This window comes from Flavobacterium silvisoli, assembly GCF_004329815.1.
Classification (GTDB): domain Bacteria; phylum Bacteroidota; class Bacteroidia; order Flavobacteriales; family Flavobacteriaceae; genus Flavobacterium; species Flavobacterium silvisoli.
The window spans coordinates 41,156-59,909 of record NZ_SJPE01000016.1 but is presented as its reverse complement, the minus strand read 5'-3'; the positions used below and the strand labels follow the sequence as shown (position 1 = coordinate 59,909).

Sequence of the window (18,754 nt, the reverse complement as noted above, 5' to 3'; positions counted from 1 at the left end):
TTGAAGCTAAATCAGATGCCAGGATTCCGCAATCTCCTTCGTTAATCAAAACACGATACTGAGTGCCTTTAGCAGGTAAAGTAGACGTTTTGGTAATGCCTAAGGTAGCCGTGTCGTAGTTAGAATACACAGCAGCGTTAGCAGCGGTAATGGTAATCCAAGCCGGGTTCGGGTTAGCTGTAGTTGGCACTCTATACTGCCACGAATAACTTGAAACCGGTACATTTGTGGCAACAGACATACTAGCGGTAGAGCCTACTGCTCCACAAATATTAGTTGTAGCCGGTTGTGTAGTAATAGTGTAAGAGTTTATAGTCAAGTTCAACAACTCGGTATGACAACCATTCACAGATGAATAGGTACCTGAAGCTGTATAAGTCTGACCGTTTTCCAACCAAGTATAACTATCACAGGTCGAAACTGTAGTAGTATGCGTTGAAGATGGTGTAATAGTCAAAGCTAAAACCTCTGTAACACAATTCGTTGTAGTGCCGTTATAAGTCCCTGAGGCAGTATAAGTTTGACCGTTATTTGCCCAAGTGTAACTGCCACATGCTGAAACAATATTCGTATGCGTTGAAGGTGCGATAATAGTCAATACTAATGTCTCAGTATGACAATCACGTACACTGGTATAAGTACCTGACTGTGTATAATTTACATCATTAACCCCCCAGTGGTAAGTACCACAAGCAGATGCTGTTGTTGTATTATTGGTCTCAGGTGTAATCGTTAAGTGCAACGTTCTTTGAACCGGACAAGCGCCTGAAGTATCAGTATACGTATAGTCTCCTGATGCAGTATAGGTTACACCGTTTCCGGCTGTCCAAGTATAAGAACCACAAGCTGCAGCCGTAGTTGAATTGGTTTGTAAAGCCGGTGCAGTAACAGTAACAGGAACAGTAACATTACCGCATCCTGCGTTTGAAACAACCACCGAATACGTTCCGGCAGCTAATCCTGTAAGAGTGAAAGCACCACCGGCCGTTAAAGTAGCCGAACCGGTACCAGCTCCCGTATACGTAATGTCTTTAAGGGTCGGTATCGGCGACAACGTAATCGTAGCCGAACCGGTACCGCCAAAACAAGCCGCATTGGTTACACTCGCTATACCCGAAGTAGCACAAATTTGTCCTACACTCAATGAATACGGAACTGTAGAAGTGTGACTCAAAATAACGCCAGGTGGGGAGGCGGGAGTCGTTGTAGTATAAGCAAACTGTGGAGTTGCAGCTCCATAAGGGAACGCAAGAACTGTAGAGTTTGTTTTACCAGATATCAAAACATCCTGTAACCATAGATTGGCATTACCAGTAGCCCATTGTGCTGTGTTAGTAATACGCCATGTACCCAAAGTCAATGAAGTTCCCTGTGGCATGTCGATGGATGAAGCTCCGGATAATTGAACCGTTGCCAAACGAATTGTTCCAACTGTCGCAGTACCAATTGAATTTTGAGTTAAACCAGCTGTATTTAGAGATTCACTTCTGCTGTTAGGAACATAAGCCGCAGAAATGGTTCCTCCATTGATAATAGCAGTATTGAAATTAATACTAGTCGAAAAACCTGAGAACCTCATACCCGGTGACGGGTTGGTTGCCGTTACACTTAGCGTCACATCAATGGTGTTAGCAGTAGCCGAGGCAGTCGATATACTCATCGTAAATTGTGCGCCTGGTACAGCCTGAGCTTTCCCTGCGATGGTATACATCGCAAGGAAAAGCATCAAACCAAATTTGCAAAGTGCATCTTTAATTGATTTTTTCATATTATTTAAATTTAATTTATAATGATTCATTAGTAAGTTACGGATGAATTGACTCTATAAAATTATCAGAGTTGTTCACTAAAATTGGGAAATCTTGAGCTTCAACAAATCCGTCACCATTTAAGTCGGTATTGTAATTACCTTCAGCGAAATTATCACTGTCGTTTGTTAATGGCGGGAAGTCTTGAGCTTCAATAAATCCATCCTGATTAATATCTCCTGAATAGAATCCGTAAACTCCGGTCTCTAACATTTTCATGTTATTGCCATAAGCTTTAGAAGCGGCATCAGTGAAATTATAGCTGGCAGGTGTTGGACCTACAGCAACAGGAGTAGCGCTCCATGTTTCTAATGAATTTCTGTGTTTAACCACTACGTAGAATGAACCACTAGGCGCAGTACTGTAAGTAGCAACCGCAGTACCATTAGTTTGTAGCATAGCAGTAGTGGTGGCCACTAAAGCATAAGTACTCGCATCGTGTAACTCTACTGTAATGTGATCTACATCTGTAGAACTAGAACCTACACCTTGGTTCATCAATACCGGACGCATAGCATGCGTACCTGCATCATAGTAACCTTCAATGTTAGCGGTAATTGTTACCACAGACGAACATGAAATAGTCAAATGCAACACTTCAGTCAAACAACTGTTCACTACAGAAGTGTAAGTGCCGCTGCTGGTGTAAGTGTTTCCGTTAACAGACCATACATAAGAACCACAAGCGGTAACAGTACTAGTGTTAGTAACTGGTACAGTGGCAGAAGCATTAGCATCATTACAATCGGTACCTAAAGTAGTTTGTGAGTATCCTGTAGGTACAGTGGCTCCCCAACATACAGTAGCAGTTCCGTTGTCATAACCGTCAGCATCAGCATCAACATACAATGTGGTACTTCTCCATTTAGTAGCATCAGCATCATCACAATCTGTTCCGTTCAAGGAGTATCCTGAAGGTGGTGTAGTAGCATTAACAGCGCATACACTCACTAAACTTCCGGCTCCGTAACCGTCACCGTCGGCATCAACATAGAAGGAGTATGAAGCATTTTTAGTAGCATCAGCATCATTACAGTCCGTATTGTTAGTTACATAACCGGCTGTTGGAGGCGTGGTACCGTTTACAGCACACAAGGCAACAGGAGCTCCGGCTCCGAAACCGTCACCATCAGCATCAACATAGAAGTTGAAGGTAGCGTGTTTAGTGTTATCCGTATCATCACAATCCGTATTGTTAGTCACATAACCGGCAGGTTGACCTTGACAGGTAATTTGGGTAACAGCATTATTACCAAATCCGTCACCGTCAGCATCGGCATAGTAAGTTACTAATGGCTGAACCGCAATTACTACAGTGTTATTAGCAGTAATAGCTGTAGTACAACTTGGCGTTAAATCAGTTCGGGTTAAAGAAGTGATGGCCAAAGTTCTTCCGTTATTAACAGCCGGTAAAGCAACAGTAAATGAAGCATTTCCTGAAGCATTTGCAACTACACCGGTGATAGCAGTTTGAGCCGCACCATTAATAGTATAGTTGATAGTTGAAGTACTGTTAGGTAACAAACCGGTCAAGTTAAAGGTGGTTTGAGCACCTGAACAAGTAATCGATGGCTGAGTAATAGAACTTAAGGTTGAAGGAGTCAATAAGTTAAGACTTACTGAACCGGTATTAGTACAACCTAAAGAACTTGTAGTAGTCACCGTATACGATGAAGAAACTGTTGGTTTAGCATAAACAACGGCTGCATTCCCACCGGTATAAGCTGTGGTAGCAGCAGCGTTGGTAAATAAACCTGTTGTTGGAGACCATGTAACTGTTCCATTAGGAACTGATACTTTAACATTATCTATCAACCAACCATAATAATTTGTAGACGAATCTGTAGTATAACGGAAACGAATTCTAAATTGACTGGTTAAAGCAGCTGCAGGAATCGTGAAAGTTTCATTTTTCCATAATGCATTGGTAGGAACAGAAGTAGTTCCGGTAAATGCCGCAGTCCAATCTGCATAACTCTTAGTTGTAAATCGAACATTACCTGATGTAAATACAGAGGTAGCAGCTGATCCAACATAATTAGTCGCAGGGAAAGTTGTCCAAGTAGTACCTCCATTAGATGAATACTCTACATATCCATAATCATAAGATGTTGTTGGACCTTCCATGGCCGCAATATGGCTGAAGGTTACTGTTGCCGATGAAGCAGTTGATAAATTCAGATTCGCATTCATAGCGTAAGCTACGTTCGCACTGGTACTTGCTGTATTAAATAATACTGAACCTGTACCCTCTGTTTTGTAAGTAGTATTTAAAGTAACTGATGGTGTACCGCTACCTACAACTGATGTAGCAAAATTTGCAGGTAAAGCATCAAAACTATTAGCGTACGCATCGGTAGCTATATTACCGGCTGTTAATGTAACTACACTTCCTGTACAGAAGTCTGTTGAACTAGCCGTCACAGTTGGAGCAACTGGCTGGCTAACAGTTAACGTAGCAGCATTTGAAGTTACCGAAGCACAAGGAGCAGCTCCGGCAATCACCACACGGTATTTATAACCATTCATACCTAAAGTAACCGCAGAAACAGTCAATGAAGAGGCTGTTTCACCCGACATATCGGTATAAGTAGTACCATTAGTACTCATTTGCCACTGATATGTTGGAGCAGATCCTGTCGCAACCACAGAGAATGTTGCATTAGCAGCATTACAAACGGTAGTATTAGCAGGCTGAGTAGTAATAGCAACAGCCGTGTTAACCGTTAAAGTTACAATACTTGAAGTAAGGGCACTACAAGGTGAAGCTCCTGACACTATAGCTTTGTATTGGTAACCGTTCATACTGGCGGTTAAGCTGTTCAAAGTCAAAGTAGCCGAAGTAGCACCCGAAACGTTGTTCCAGGTAGTACCATTGGTACTCACTTGCCATTGGTAGCCAAGACCTGAACCGGTAGCCGCTACAGTAAAGGAAGCAGAACCTCCGGTACATCCTGTTGTACTGCTAGGTTGTGTAGCAATAGCCACAGCTGTTTTGATAGTCAAAGTAGCAGGGTTAGAATACACAGCACTGTTAAGTACAACTCTGAATTGCCATTGATCATTGGTCAACGATAATCCTGACAACGACAAGGTTGCAGTAGTAGCATCGGCATAAATACCTCCGTTAGTGATATCAGTCCAAGTAGTACCATTAGTACTCACTTGCCACTGATAAGTATCTACAGTTCCTGTAGTAGTAACAGAGAAACTAGCCGTATTTGCGCCTTCACTACAAGCGGTGAAGTTCACAGGCTGAGTAGCTATTGCAGCGGTACTTACGGTTAAAGTAACAACGCTACTGGTAACCGATGCACAAGCCGCAGCACCTGAAACAACTACGCGGTATTGATAGCCGTTCATTTCAGACGTCACAGCAGTCAAACTCAAAGTTGAAGCGGTTTCTCCTGATAAAGCAGTCCATCCTGAACCATTGTTAACTTCCCATTGGTAAGTCAAACCGGTACCGGTAGCAGCAACTGAGAACGAAGCATTGTCTCCCGGTAACTTAGAAACACTCACCGGTTGTGAAGTAATAGCAACAGCTGTATTCACAGTCACATCGAAAGTAGACACACTGTTAGCACATCCCGCTACTGAAACGGTATTAGTTACAGTGTAAGTGCCGGCGGCTGAAGTAGCCAAAGTAATAGCTCCTGTAGTAGCGTTAATGCTCAATCCGGCCGGACTTGCGGTAAACACACCGGCTGTTCCTGACACAGTTGGGGTAATAACACCCTGATTAGTACAGTAATTAGCAAAATCATATGCAAAACCTGAGGTTAAAGCTTGATTAATAGTTACAGTAGTAGTAGTACTTAAACCTGTACAATATCCGGTATCCGGTATTGCATAAGTTACAGTATACGTACCAGGAGTACTTGAAGCAACATTAATCGCACCGGTAGCAGGATCAATTACTAATCCCGCTGTAGAACTGAATGTTCCACCTGTATATGCATTAGTTCCATTTAAAGTTACTGCTGCAACACCTGCTGTACTACAAATTGGGGTAGCATAGCTTATGGTAGCTGTTGGAGCTGGAGTTACTGTAGCAACAACTGCTGTTCTGGCAGAAGTACAACCAGGAACTTGAGCTACAATATTATGGAAGTAATTGTACGAAGTTGTAGAAACTCCAGAGTCATAACCACTGGTAATAGTACCTAGCGTACCTAAATTATTGAAAGCCGCTGTAGCATAGTTAGCTCCTGTGCTGATGCGGTTTACAGATTGTGAAAACGAAGCCAACAATCGGTAAGTAGTACCGGCAGTTACAGGGAAATTCAAGTTCATAGTATAGAATCCGGCAGTGGCCCCTTGTGGAATAGAAAGGGATACCGAAGAACCAACTTGTGTTCCTGTTGTATTATCAACCAGTCTTGCTGTTACCGCATTAGTAACATTCAACGTAGGAGAATAATATTGAGCTGAAACTATAGTTCCATTGCTGTTTGCCGTGAATACGATTCCACGCTCAGCGCTGGCACCTGTAGAAGTTGGAATAGATGTGTTTCCTAATCCTCCTTGAGATCTGAGACCGGCACTTGTGCTGGCTTCAGCATAATAGGTAGTTGTGGTGGCTATACTTGGAGTGGTAAAGCTTGTTCCCGTTCCTAATGAAGTACCACCGGTAGCGGCAGCAAACCAATTAATAACAGAACCGGCATTTGCCGTTGCCCCCAAAGTAACAGTACCTGTACCACAACGTCCCGCTGGAGTTGAAGAAGCAACTTGTGGATCATAAACAGTAATGTCAACAATATTTGAATTAACCGTTTGATTACTGTTGGTACAAGTAACAGCGCAATAGTATGAAGTATTTGTAGTCAAACTATCAGTAAACAACATATCTCTCGTAGCACCGGCTATTGGAGTAAAAGTTGTACCGTTAGTAGACATATACCATTGTAGCGTCACGTTAGTCACACCGGTAGTATAGCCGGTTAAGGTCAAAGTAGTCCCCAATCCTCCGCTACATAGCGAAACATTCGGAGTGGATGCAGTACCTGCTACAGGAGTACCTGAACACGTAGGAGCAGCAGTAACTGTAAAGGTATAATCTTCAAATGCAGCAAATGTACTGGAATAACACGGATCAACTCCGGCATCGTTATCCGAACCTCCGATACGCATTCTGTGAGAACCTAACGGCGCTGTTAAAGGAACTAAGAAGCTTCCTGATAAAGTGGTTGGATTAGTATTGGTTGATAAACCGAAATACACCTGCTCACCTGAATCAGCGAATGAACCATTGTCATTGAAGTCAATCCAAATTTTAGTACCATAAGTATAACCGGTTGCATAAGTTATCGCAAAGTTAACCGTAGACAACTGTGCTGCCGAAGTATTATATGTAGTGTAATCTCCGTAATTTCCGGTCTCAGCCGCTGTGGTATTATTGATATCACCCATAGTAACATTAGTGATACCGGTACCATCTACTGAAGTTGGTGCCGGAGTACAGTACCAATTAACAGTTAAAGAAGCTCCCGTAGAAGTCACAGTACATCCGTTATTGGTAACCACACAACGATAGAAGTCGTTGGTTCCTGTAGCAGTTGTAGCTGAAGTAAGTACAGTTAAATTGGCAGTAGTAGCTCCTGTGTAAGAAACTCCTGTTGGTGTAGCATCAACTACATCCACATAAGTACCATTCAAAGTAGCAGAACGTTGCCATTGGTAAGAAGTAGCAGCGCTGGCAGCAACGGTGAACGTAGCGGCATTGCCTCTCAATACGGTAGCAGCAACTGGCGCAGCAGTAATGGTTGGATTGTTGATAAACAAGGTAGCCGCAGCAGTAGTAACACTACTACAAGCAGCATTACCCGAAACTACAACTCGGTATTGCGTACCGTTAAGACCTAATGCAGGATTAACGATAGAAATAGAAGCGGTAGTAGCTCCGGTTCCTGTATAAGAAGCCCAGGTAGTACCTCCGTTAGTACTAAACTGCCATTGGTAAGCCAAATCAGAACCGGTAGCAGTAGTACTGAAGGTAGCGGTTCCTCCTGAGGCACAAACCGTTTGATTCGCAGGGTTAGAAGCAGCAACCGGTTGTTTCACGGTCAAGGTGGCTGAATCACTCAACAAGTAGTAATTCAACACACATAAGAACTTGATGCCATTATTAGCAAAAGTAACACCTGAAACTGCCAGTGTAGTAGTATCTACACCAGTAAAAGTTAGACCGGTAACAGAGTCAGTACCTTCTGAAACATCAGTAAAAGTAACACCGTTATCGGTACTCATTTGCCAAAGGATACCATAAGGTTCATCTCCATTGGTAACAATACTGAATGAAGTGGTACCCGGGTCACAAACGGTTACGTTTTGTGGCTGGGTTTCAATTCCGGTAGAACTAATCGTTAATGTGGCAACAATTGGGGTCAAAGTAGCACAAGGAGAAGCTCCTGTAACTAAACATTGATATTGATAGCCACTCCAAGCTTCTTGAATGTTTGTAACAGTCAATGTTGCTGTGTTAACTCCTGAGTAGTGACTGTCATTGTCCAAGTTTACCCATCCGGAACCGTCATTCAATTGCCACTGGTAAGTATAAGTAGCTCCAGAAGCAGTTACTACTGAGAAAGTAGTATTTCCGCCTGGTATACCCAATTGAGAGGTAGTACCCGATAAAATAGCTCCCGGCTCACTCACAGTTACAGTTACCGTTTGAATTGATTTACAACCCGAAGCATTGGTAGCCTCTACGGTGTAAGTAGTAGTAACCGTTGGATTAGCAGTTACAGTAGCTCCTGTAGTACCGTTCAATCCTAAAGCAGGTGACCACGTATAAGTCAAACCGGCTCCCGTTGCAGTCAATACAGTTGATTGTCCTTTACAAATAGTAGTAGTACCATTGATGGCAAAAGTAGGCAACGCAACCGGAGTCACAGTAATAGTAGCAGGTGTAGTACACGCACCGTTTGAAGCGGTAGCCGTGTAAGTACGCTCCATACTTGGTTTAGTGTAAACTATACTGGCAGCCCCACCTGTGTAAGCAGTGGTACCGGCAGCATCTGTATACAAATCAGTAGTTGGTGACCAAGTGATTGGCGAAGATACTGTTGCAGTATATCCAAAAACAAGATTTGGTCGGCTGGTACTGGTAGTAGCAGTCGGTGAAGAAGTATAGAAAGTAGAAGAAGGCCCACTATCATAAGCATAAATAACAGAATTGTTAGTAGTAGCCGTATAATAAGTAGTGGCATTAGCACTTCCGTAACCTTCTGACTGACGAATATCAATAATAATATTAGAATTACCATCCCATGCATATGGAGTACTGAAGGTAATAGTATTAACTCCAACAACTGGGGAGACTGCAGCAGGTCCAAATACATTCGTCAAACCTGTTGTGGTAAAGGTCGACAAAGCAGTGTTAGCAGTAGATGCAATTTTAACACTGTAATCTGTAATTGATGTAGCAGCATCTGGAAGAGCCGCAATGTTAAACTTCAACGAAGTAATATTGCTGGCACCTGTAATCCCTATAGCATTCAACTCTGCTTTGGTAAACAAATACTGTTGCCAGTTTTTATACCAATAATTAGCGAATGCTGTTGGATAAGAAGTAGATGAGGTTAAAGTTGTACCTGTTCCGCTGGTGGCATTACCCGAACCGATAAACGTACCTCCGCTGGCGGTCAACGACATCACACCGTTAGTACAAACCGAAGCAGCACCTGGTGTAATGGTTACAGCTGTTGGATAAGGAGCAACAGTAACTTTAACAGTAGCCGCAGCAGTAGTACAGCCGTTCGAATCAACACCGGTTACCGAATAAGTAGTAGTAGCACTTGGAGTAGCAACTACACTGGCACCGGTAGTACCGTTCAATCCTAACGCTGGCGACCAGGTGTAAGAAACGGCGCCTGAAGCAGTCAAAGTAGTACTTCCGGCTGTACAAACAGTAGTATCCGGAGTAACAGTCAAAGTAGCAGGAGCTACCACGGTTGTAGTAACCGCAGCTCTTGGGCTTTCACATCCTCCCGGACTTACTACAGACACATAGAATGTAGTAGTAGTACTTATACTTCCGGTAAAAGTAGTAGAAGTGCTGGTTTGTAAAGCAGTATTAGTAGTGTTATCAGCGTACCATTTGAAAGTTGGCGTTGTATACCCATTAGTATCAGCAACCGAAACCAAAGGAACACGTGCACCACATTGTACGGCATTAGTAACCGAAGGAGCTGTCGGTGGCGCATAAACCGTCACCGTAGCCGTGGCCGTACCGGTACATCCTGTAGTCCCATTCAAACCATACACCGTGTAAGTGGTAGTGGTAGTAGGCGATGCAGTCAATACATTTCCGGTAGTAGAAGAACCATTCCAAGTATAGGCTAAAGTTCCTACGCCTTGAGAAGCTACTTGACCGGCAAACGTTGCGTTTGGTCTGCTCGTAACAGCTGTAGTAGCTGTAGTAGCTGTACAAGCACCTGTAGTCCCTAATAACTGACTATTAGTGTTCGAGCTAGTGGTCGAAGCTTCTACATATGAAGTTGAATTTGAACCTGACACTGTATAACAGATGTTTACCAAAATACTTGAAGTACCATCCCAAACAAAGCCAGAGGATCCAGCACCTGTACCAAAAGTAAAGGTATTAAGGCCTGCTGCCAAAGTAAAAGATGGAGCTAAATAAACTTGTGTTAAAGCACTAGTATCAAATGTAGTAGTTAAAGCTGTTGCACTAACATTAGCTAAACTGATTTTATAATTGGTATAACCTGTAGAACCAAGAGTGGTAACATTAAAAGAAACCGAAGTTAATGGTCCAGCACTTAAACCTGCAGCTGATAATTCAGAAGCGGTATATAGTAATTGGTGTCTAAAATCACCATTACCATAACCATGTCTAAAGATACTATAACTAAATTCAGCTGTTGTTCCAGAACCAATTTTTGCAGTTCCTGCAGTAACCGTTTTTGTCAAAGCAGTCAACGTCGAAGACGCTCCAACGCAAATGGCTGCCGGATTGGCAGTAACAGTAACCACCGGTAAAGCTGTTGGAGTCACCACTACATTGGCTGTAGTTGAACATCCTCCTCCGGTAGCTGTTAAGGTGTAAGTAGTAGTAGTCGTTGGTCTGAAAGTCCAACCAATACTTGAATCACCCGAAACCGTAGCCGAATTAGACCAAGTAAACGTATCATATCCGCCATTAGTAGTAATGGTAACCGGAGTTAAACTGTTAGAACCACTACAGTTAGTTGCTGTTGATGCCGAAAGGGCAAAAGCAAATGGAGTAGTTACCGTTTGAGTAACAGCCACTCTAGGTCCTTCGCACAAACCGTCAAATTCAGCCACATAGAATGTGGTGGTAGCAGCTATAGTATAAGGTGCCACTAATGTACTGCCGGTTTGACCCGAAATAGCCGTACCATTAGTAGAAACAGTATACCAACGGAAAGTGTTACCCGGTCTGCCTGATCCGGTTACCGAACAAGTCGGAGTACCGGTTCCACATTGTGTACCATTGGTAGCGGTCGGTGTTGGTATAGTTGAATTTACGGTAACAGCACTACTGGTCAATGATGATATACATCCCGCAGTATTAGTCGCTGTCGCAGTAAAGGTTTGAGAAACTGCAGAACCGCTGGTATTAGCAACCGAAGTAGTCCCGGTAGCAGTGGTAACAGCTGGTGAAGTATTCCATGACCAAGTATAAGTTGAGGCAAGATTAGTTGATGCCTGACCTGCAAAAATCATGTTTGGACGATTTGTAAACGTAGAAATCGTTGAACCGTTAGTAGTACCACACATAGCGGTGTTATCGGCATATTTACCGTAAACAGAGTTATAAGTAGTGGTAGAATAACTAACTGTAGAAGTAGATCCATAACAAGATGAACATGTAGCAGTAGGGTCATTATCATGACAAATTTCAACTACAATATTAGAAGTTCCATTCCAGCTAAAAGGGGTCGTAAAGGTAAGAACATCATTTCCTACCGCCGGAGTAGTTTTAGCTACTGGCCCGTAAACCGTGGTAAATGAACCATTGATTGTAGCATAAGCCCCGGAGAAGGCTGCATCGTTTGTATGACCAATTTTAACGGTATATCCTTGTTGAGTATAAGAACCTGCTGTGGTTACATTAAAGGCTAAACTAGTAATGTTACCAGCCACCAAACCTAAAGCCGTTAATTCACTGGCTTTAACAAGATATTGAATTCTTGAACCTTCCCAAGAAGCTGAATAAGGAGAAATACCTGCTGTACTGGTTGTTGCAGTTCCGGTACCTAAAGTTACTGAACCGGCCGCAATAGCAGTACTTGTTGCAGCCAAGTTGATGGTACCTCCACTACAAACCGTAGCTGGAGTGGCCGTAACAGCAGAAATTATAGGAAGAGCATTCACCGTAACAGAAACAGTTCGTGTAAACGAACAAGATCCGTTAGTAGTAAACGTATAAACATAAGTTCCGGCAGCCGTAGGCGTAACCACAGCCGAATCACCCGAAACAGCAGTAGTAGCTCCACTTCCGGTGGTAGCACATACCCAAGACGAGCTGGTAGTATTAGGCACTCCTGTATAAGTAGCGCTCAAAGTCACAGATTGACCAATACATATAGAAGTTGAACTGGCTGCAACAGCAACATCGGTTACTGTTAAAGTAGCGGCATTTGAAGTAACTGCAGCACAAGGCGCCGTACCTGAAACCACTACGCGGTATTGATTATTATTCAATCCAACACCCGGAGTATTGATAGTATAAGTAGCAGCAGTAGCACCGGATATATTGGTCCAAGATGAACCTCCGTTAGTGCTTACCTGCCATAGATAAGAAACACCTGAACCGGTAGCCGCGCTGGTAAAAGTTACCGAAGCTGCATTAGAACATACCGTTTGACTGGCAGGTTGAGTACCTATAACAATAGCATCATATACCGTCAAAGAAGCGGAATTAGAATTAAGGGCACCGGCGTTCAAAGAACAACGGAACAAAGTTCCTGTATTAGCCGAACTCAAACCACTCAATTCTAAAGTACTGTTGGTTTGACCATCCAAATCAAACCATGTGGTACCGTTAGTACTGTATTGCCACTGATAAGAAGTAACAGTACCCGTAGCTACTATACTGTAAGTAGCACTGCTGTTACTGCAAATAGTTTGATTAGCCGGTTGGGTAGCAATAGCTACTGAACCTACTAATAAAGTGACTACAGAAGAAGTTACCGAACCACAAGGAGCAGTTCCGGAAACTATCACACGGTATTGATTATTATTTAAAGAAGCTGGTGCAGAAGCAATAGTATAAGTAGATGAAGTTTCTCCTTCTACATTACTCCAACTACTACCACCATTGGTACTATACTGCCACTGATAACCTGGCGAAGTTCCCGAAGCCACAACACTGAAAGAAACCGAACCATTTTCAACCGCAGTTTGATTGGCCGGTTGAGTAGTGATTACCACCGGTGTATTCACGGTTACTGTAGCAGTAGCCGTATTTTGACATCCGTTAGCATCTGTACCGGTTACGGTATAAATAGTAGTAGTGCTTGGAGTTGCGGTAGGATTAGCCACATTAGCAGCAGACAATCCTGTTGTTGGTGTCCAAGAATAGGAAACTCCTCCTGTAGCGGTTAAACTCGCTCCTGCTCCACCGGCACAAATAGTAGAAGTGCCATTGGTAGAAATGGTTGGCAAAGCATTTGGTGTCACAGTAACTGAACTGGTAATCGGACATGAACCCAATGTTGCCGTAGCCGTATAAGTTTGTGCAGAATTCGATTTAGAATAAACCACTTTTTGAGAGCCTCCTGAATACGGAACCGTAGCAGCAGCATCAGTAAACAAACCTGTTGACGGAGACCAAGCAAAAGTTGGTTGCGTTGGCGGTATAAAACTATAAACTTGCCCTGTTACAGGTTTAGTGGCTATAGTTGTAGTGTTTACAGTAGAACTTGCAGTAGGATTAGCACTTGAATTATTCAATGATAAATAGTTACCATTAGCCGTAGCAATACCTATTGATGCACTTGGCGAAACAGGCGCAGCCGAATCACTTCTGTAAATGAATTCTATTCGACCATCGGCCTCATATAGTTTTACCTGAAAAGATATTACAGCATCATTAGCTAAATAGTTCCACTCCCAGTTCAACCACTCAAAAGTAAAGACTCTGTTTCCGGCTGTTCCGGTGGTAAGATAAGATGCTGATCCCGGCGTAACAGTCTGAGAACCGTCATTATCATCCCATAGTGGAGCAATTAATGGGTAAATGTTATTAGAGCTCGTAAAAGTATTTGTGGTTTGAGAAGTTGCACTGGCATTAAACGATAAAATACCATTCGAATCAGCATAAACATTCGTGTAATTAGTACCACCAAAGTTAAAGCTAAACCCGATAGGAACAGCCGTTGAAATAGCCGTATCCGCTTTTATTGATGTAACAGCAGTTGCACCTGAAAGTGGCGTAAAAGTACCTGAAGTGGCAGCAAAACCATAATTAGAAGCAGAAGAACTAACAGTACCACCGGAAGCAGTCAAAGTAGTAGTCCCTCCAATACATATAGTTCCTGGATTTTTAGCAATTGATATGGCACTGGCTACCGGGCTAACCGAAACCGCCACAGTGGCAGTTGCAGTACATCCTGCAGTACTCGTACCGGTTACGGTATACGTTGTACTGGTTGTAGGGCTGGCCAATACAGACGAACCTGTAGTGCCGTTCAACCCTAAAGAAGGTGACCAGACATAAGTATTAGCTCCGGTTGCAGTCAAAGTAGTACTCGAACCCGAACAAATAGTGGCTGCCGAACTAACACCTACTGTAGGCGGATCAGCAGTGGTAAATGCCGTACTCGAATCAGCAGAACCTCCCGGGTTAATCACTCGGATAATACCATCCACTACTCCGGCAGGCGAAGTAACAGTTAACGAAGTTGCCGATTGAGCGGTGATAGTCCCCGCAAGGTTAACGCCGGATCCTCCGTTAAACAACACCGAACTTACGGTATCTAAAGCAGTACCGGTAATGGTAACCACAGAACCTCCGGCTGAACACAAATAAATAGGTGCCGACGGACTGAAAGCGGTAGTGAATCCAGCAATAGTCGGTGCCGGTATAGATCCTTGATTAAACTCATAGGCTCCCATATCCGGAGCACTGCCATCTCTGGTTGCCCCACTGTAATCAGTAGTATATCCTGAAATAACTTGTGCATTCCCTCCGGCCAGGTTGATAGCTCCATTGGCAAAATTCAAGAATGTTGCATCTGAACCTGTCGTACTGACAAAAGTTGGATTTTGCGATTTAGAAGCTGTCTCTCGGGTACTAACCAAAGTTTGGAAAGGTCCGAAAGCATAAGTTGTTGTACCGTTATTGTATACACCACTGGTACCATAAAACAAGTTATTGTTTGAGGTAGTAGCATAGTTAGCCAAATCAGTAGCCGAACTTCTTCTGAAAGCTACCGCCAAACCGGTTCCGTTAGCTCCTGAAGCATTAACAATGATATTGTTACGCATATCCAAAGCAGATGTGGTAGCTGTAGCACTATAAACATGATAAATTCCCGAAGAACCAAAGTTAGCTCCCGAAGACGTTCCGTTTAAATAAATAGTGTTGTAATAAATCTTTTGAGTCGAAGATGTAGTGGTAGAAGTAACACTAATACCTCTTAAAGCATCCGTAGAAGCGGCAGCTGAAGCCGTTAATCCTCCAATTAAGTTATTATAAACATTATTAGCAGTACCTCCACTTATTCTGATTCCATTAACAACGGTTGAAGTTCCAGTAGACGCAGTGGTAATACCGTATATCTTATTTTGGTATACATTTATCGCTGTTCCACCTGAAACTAAAACTCCGTCAACAATTGGAGAACCACTACTTGTAGCAGCACCTACAGAAATACCTTTAATGGTACTTCCAAAAACATTAGCTGCATTACCCGATGCAATAGCAATTCCACTAACCGTAGGTGAAGAAGTTATCACTCCGCTAAATGTTAACTGTGTTATTGTATTATTGGTTATAGAGTGAGCACCTGTTGCATTTGTTATTACATCCAATCCAACCATCGCAGTTGGTGCTGTCGCTGTAGAACTCAAGTCAAAAGTATTTCCAGAAATTGTCAATATATTGGCATAACCAATATAAACTCCTTTTAATGTAGTTGACGCTCCAGAAATGGTTATAGTATTTCCAGTAACAGTCTTATTAGAAACTGATCCTCCGTCTGCATTGTAAATACCGTATGCAGTAGAAGAGCCAACAGTTCCTGCCAAGGTGATTGTATTGTTAGCTAAACTATACCCCCCTGTTAAAACAGTAGAACTATTAGAATAGATACCATAAACAGAAGAAGGTCCTGTAGAACCAAAACCTAAATTAATGGTATTATTATTAACCGCTAATGCAGTTACTATGGTTCCATTGTGATTAATCCCGTATGTGCTACCCGAAGTAGTTCGAATTAAAGACCCTGTATTATTAATAGTATTTCCTATTACATTAAGAGTCCCATGACCGGCACCTACATTGATAAAAGATAAAGCCCCGGAACCATAAGATCCAGAACCGGTAACATCTTGTTTAACAGTAATGGTATTTCCGTTACCGGCACTACCAATATTAACTGTAGTTGAAGCGGAAGTCGCAACAATACCATTCACAGCACTGGTAACAGCACTGGAAGAGGATGTAGTTTGGTTAAACAATATAATATTGTTTAATGCATTTATGGTAGTAGCAGCTCCTGCTTGCGTAATACCTGTCAATGTACTTGATGTAACACCGGTACCACTTGTAGTTTGATTAATAGTAATGTTATTACTATTACAAGTATTGGTAGCAGAAGAATAACTTGCTTTAATCCCAACATAAGCAGCAGAATTAGCCGCAGAAGCATTCTGATTGAGCGTTATATTATTATTATTTGCAATAATTGTTCCTGTTGACAAACCGGAACCAAAATCAATACCGGTTACCGCTGTTGTAGAAGCATTGGTAATAGTAATGGTATTATTACTGAAATTAGAAGTATAAGTTACACCCGTTGGTGAAGTTCCATTAGCAGAAAAAATACCCCCGGAAGTCAAAGTCAATCCGGATTGTGAAGTGATTGTATTGTAACGCACACTATTTCCGACAACATTTCTGAAATAAACCCCCGCTGGAGTAGATCCTGAATAACTGGTAAAACCTAAATCTCCGGCTGTATTTGAAATACCGTAGGTAATCGTGTTACCCGTTGCTGAGGATGTTCCTCCAATATCATTTCCACTTTCAAAAACAGTAGCGGTTTGAGCTGGCGAAATAAAATAAAACCCATGCGCTACACCTGATATAGTGTTCCCGTAGAATTTGTTATTAGAGTTAGTACCTGCAATAGATGCAGCTGCCTGTGCTCCATTGGTTGACGAAGAAGCAGTGGTAGAAAATACTCCAATTGCATTCTGATAACCGGTGGCGCTACTCAAAGTAATTATATTATTCTGAATAGTGTTATTCTGAGCACCATCCGTAGTACTGGCGGCAAATAAAGCCACACCAAACTCTGTCATGTTGTTAGTCGCAACAGCCGCAGTGGTATTCGCAGAATTCTCAACCATTGTAAAATTTTGAATAGTGATATAATCACCTCCAATAATTTTAAAAATAGCATCAGTCTTTGAACCAGCTGTCAACCCAGACGAAGCCGTAATAGTACTACTACTACCCTGTATGGTAATAGTGTTGGTAGAGGTTCCTGACTTGGTTATACTATAACCACCGGCAGGAGCCGTCTCATTGCCCGAGAGTGTAATCACCACCGGACTCGTAATCGTAGCACCATTCAGAGCCGTTATAGCCGCAGACAAACTACCATAAGTTCCGGCTAAACCGGATCCTCCATTGGTAGTAACCTGAGCACTAACTCCAAAAACGCTAAACATGACAAAAAATAGCAGTAGTGCTATCTTCTTTTGCCATGTTCGTTTGCGCGAAGTATCCGTACTGTCGCACAAAGGATTGTAGTTGTTATTCATAAATTAAAAAATTGGGTTAAAAAATTGTTATGATGCAGTAAAGAGATGTACTGCGTTCATTTATATTATTTTTAGAGGGACAGCGCATGATGCGCTTCTAAATCCTGTCAGCCTCCATGACCTCCGCCTCCGCCTCCGCCACCACTGCCGTGGGAGGAAACATAAGCTAAAAAGTAATTGTGAAAGCTAACTTGTGATGTGAAAATACGATTGGAAATGTTGTGAGCTACAGCCTGTTGACCCGCAGTTAACCCACCGAAAAAAGCGCTAAGCACAGAAAATTTTACCCCCTCAGATTTGAGGTTAAGCTGTGAAACAAACGCCACTTCAGTAAACAACAGCACACTGATGAACGGGAGTAGGTTAGTAGAAAATGAGGCGTAAAGTTGGGTCATAGATAAACTTAGCAAAATGTTAAGAGGGTGTTAATATAGTTATATAAATAAATATTTAACAACAAAAATGTTAAAACATCGACAAAAAACACCTAAAACCGATGAACGCCCTTTTGGTGTAGTCCATAGCTTATAAACATTTTTTTTGTAATCCAAAAAAAGGGAAACATAAGGTTATGAAACGGTTATATTTTAACCCTTCTCAGGGTAAGGCTGCTGATGCAAATTTTAGTACAACTACAACACAATTATGAAACAAAACAACCCCCAAAAACCCTAACTGAAAAACAAGTTTTTAATTAAAGAAAAACGAAATACAAATCACTATATATCAACACATTAAAGCAATATCGAAAAATAAAAAAACAAATGCTGTTTACGACAAAAGACTATCTGATCAACTACAAAAAAAAGGAGGTTCGTTAAACAAAAAAAACAATCCCAAAAAAAGCTGGAAACAAATCCAAAAAGACAAAAAACCAACATCCATTCAAATCAAAACACCACAACATCTCTTACAAAAAAAGACTACAAATAATAGATAACCACCAACCAACCAAAAAC

Annotated in this window: 3 protein-coding genes; all 3 read right to left on the bottom strand. The window is 42.2% G+C overall.

The window, feature by feature from the left end:
• Nucleotides 1–1,768, bottom strand: a 1,768-nt coding sequence (locus tag EZL74_RS11485) for a hypothetical protein (RefSeq protein WP_131476766.1), incomplete at its 3' end; no start/stop codon positions are given.
• A 37-nt stretch (nucleotides 1,769–1,805) separates the two neighbouring features.
• Nucleotides 1,806–17,795: an Ig-like domain-containing protein gene (locus EZL74_RS11480; RefSeq protein ID WP_131476765.1), complete on the bottom strand. Its 15,990-nt coding sequence runs from the start codon at nucleotides 17,793–17,795 to the stop codon at nucleotides 1,806–1,808.
• Nucleotides 17,796–17,902: 107 nt separating this feature from the next.
• Nucleotides 17,903–18,190 carry a hypothetical protein gene (locus tag EZL74_RS11475; protein WP_131476764.1) on the bottom strand — a complete coding sequence of 96 codons (288 nt, stop codon included), beginning with the start codon at nucleotides 18,188–18,190 and terminating at the stop codon, nucleotides 17,903–17,905.
• Between the last annotated feature and the right edge of the window lie 564 nt (nucleotides 18,191–18,754).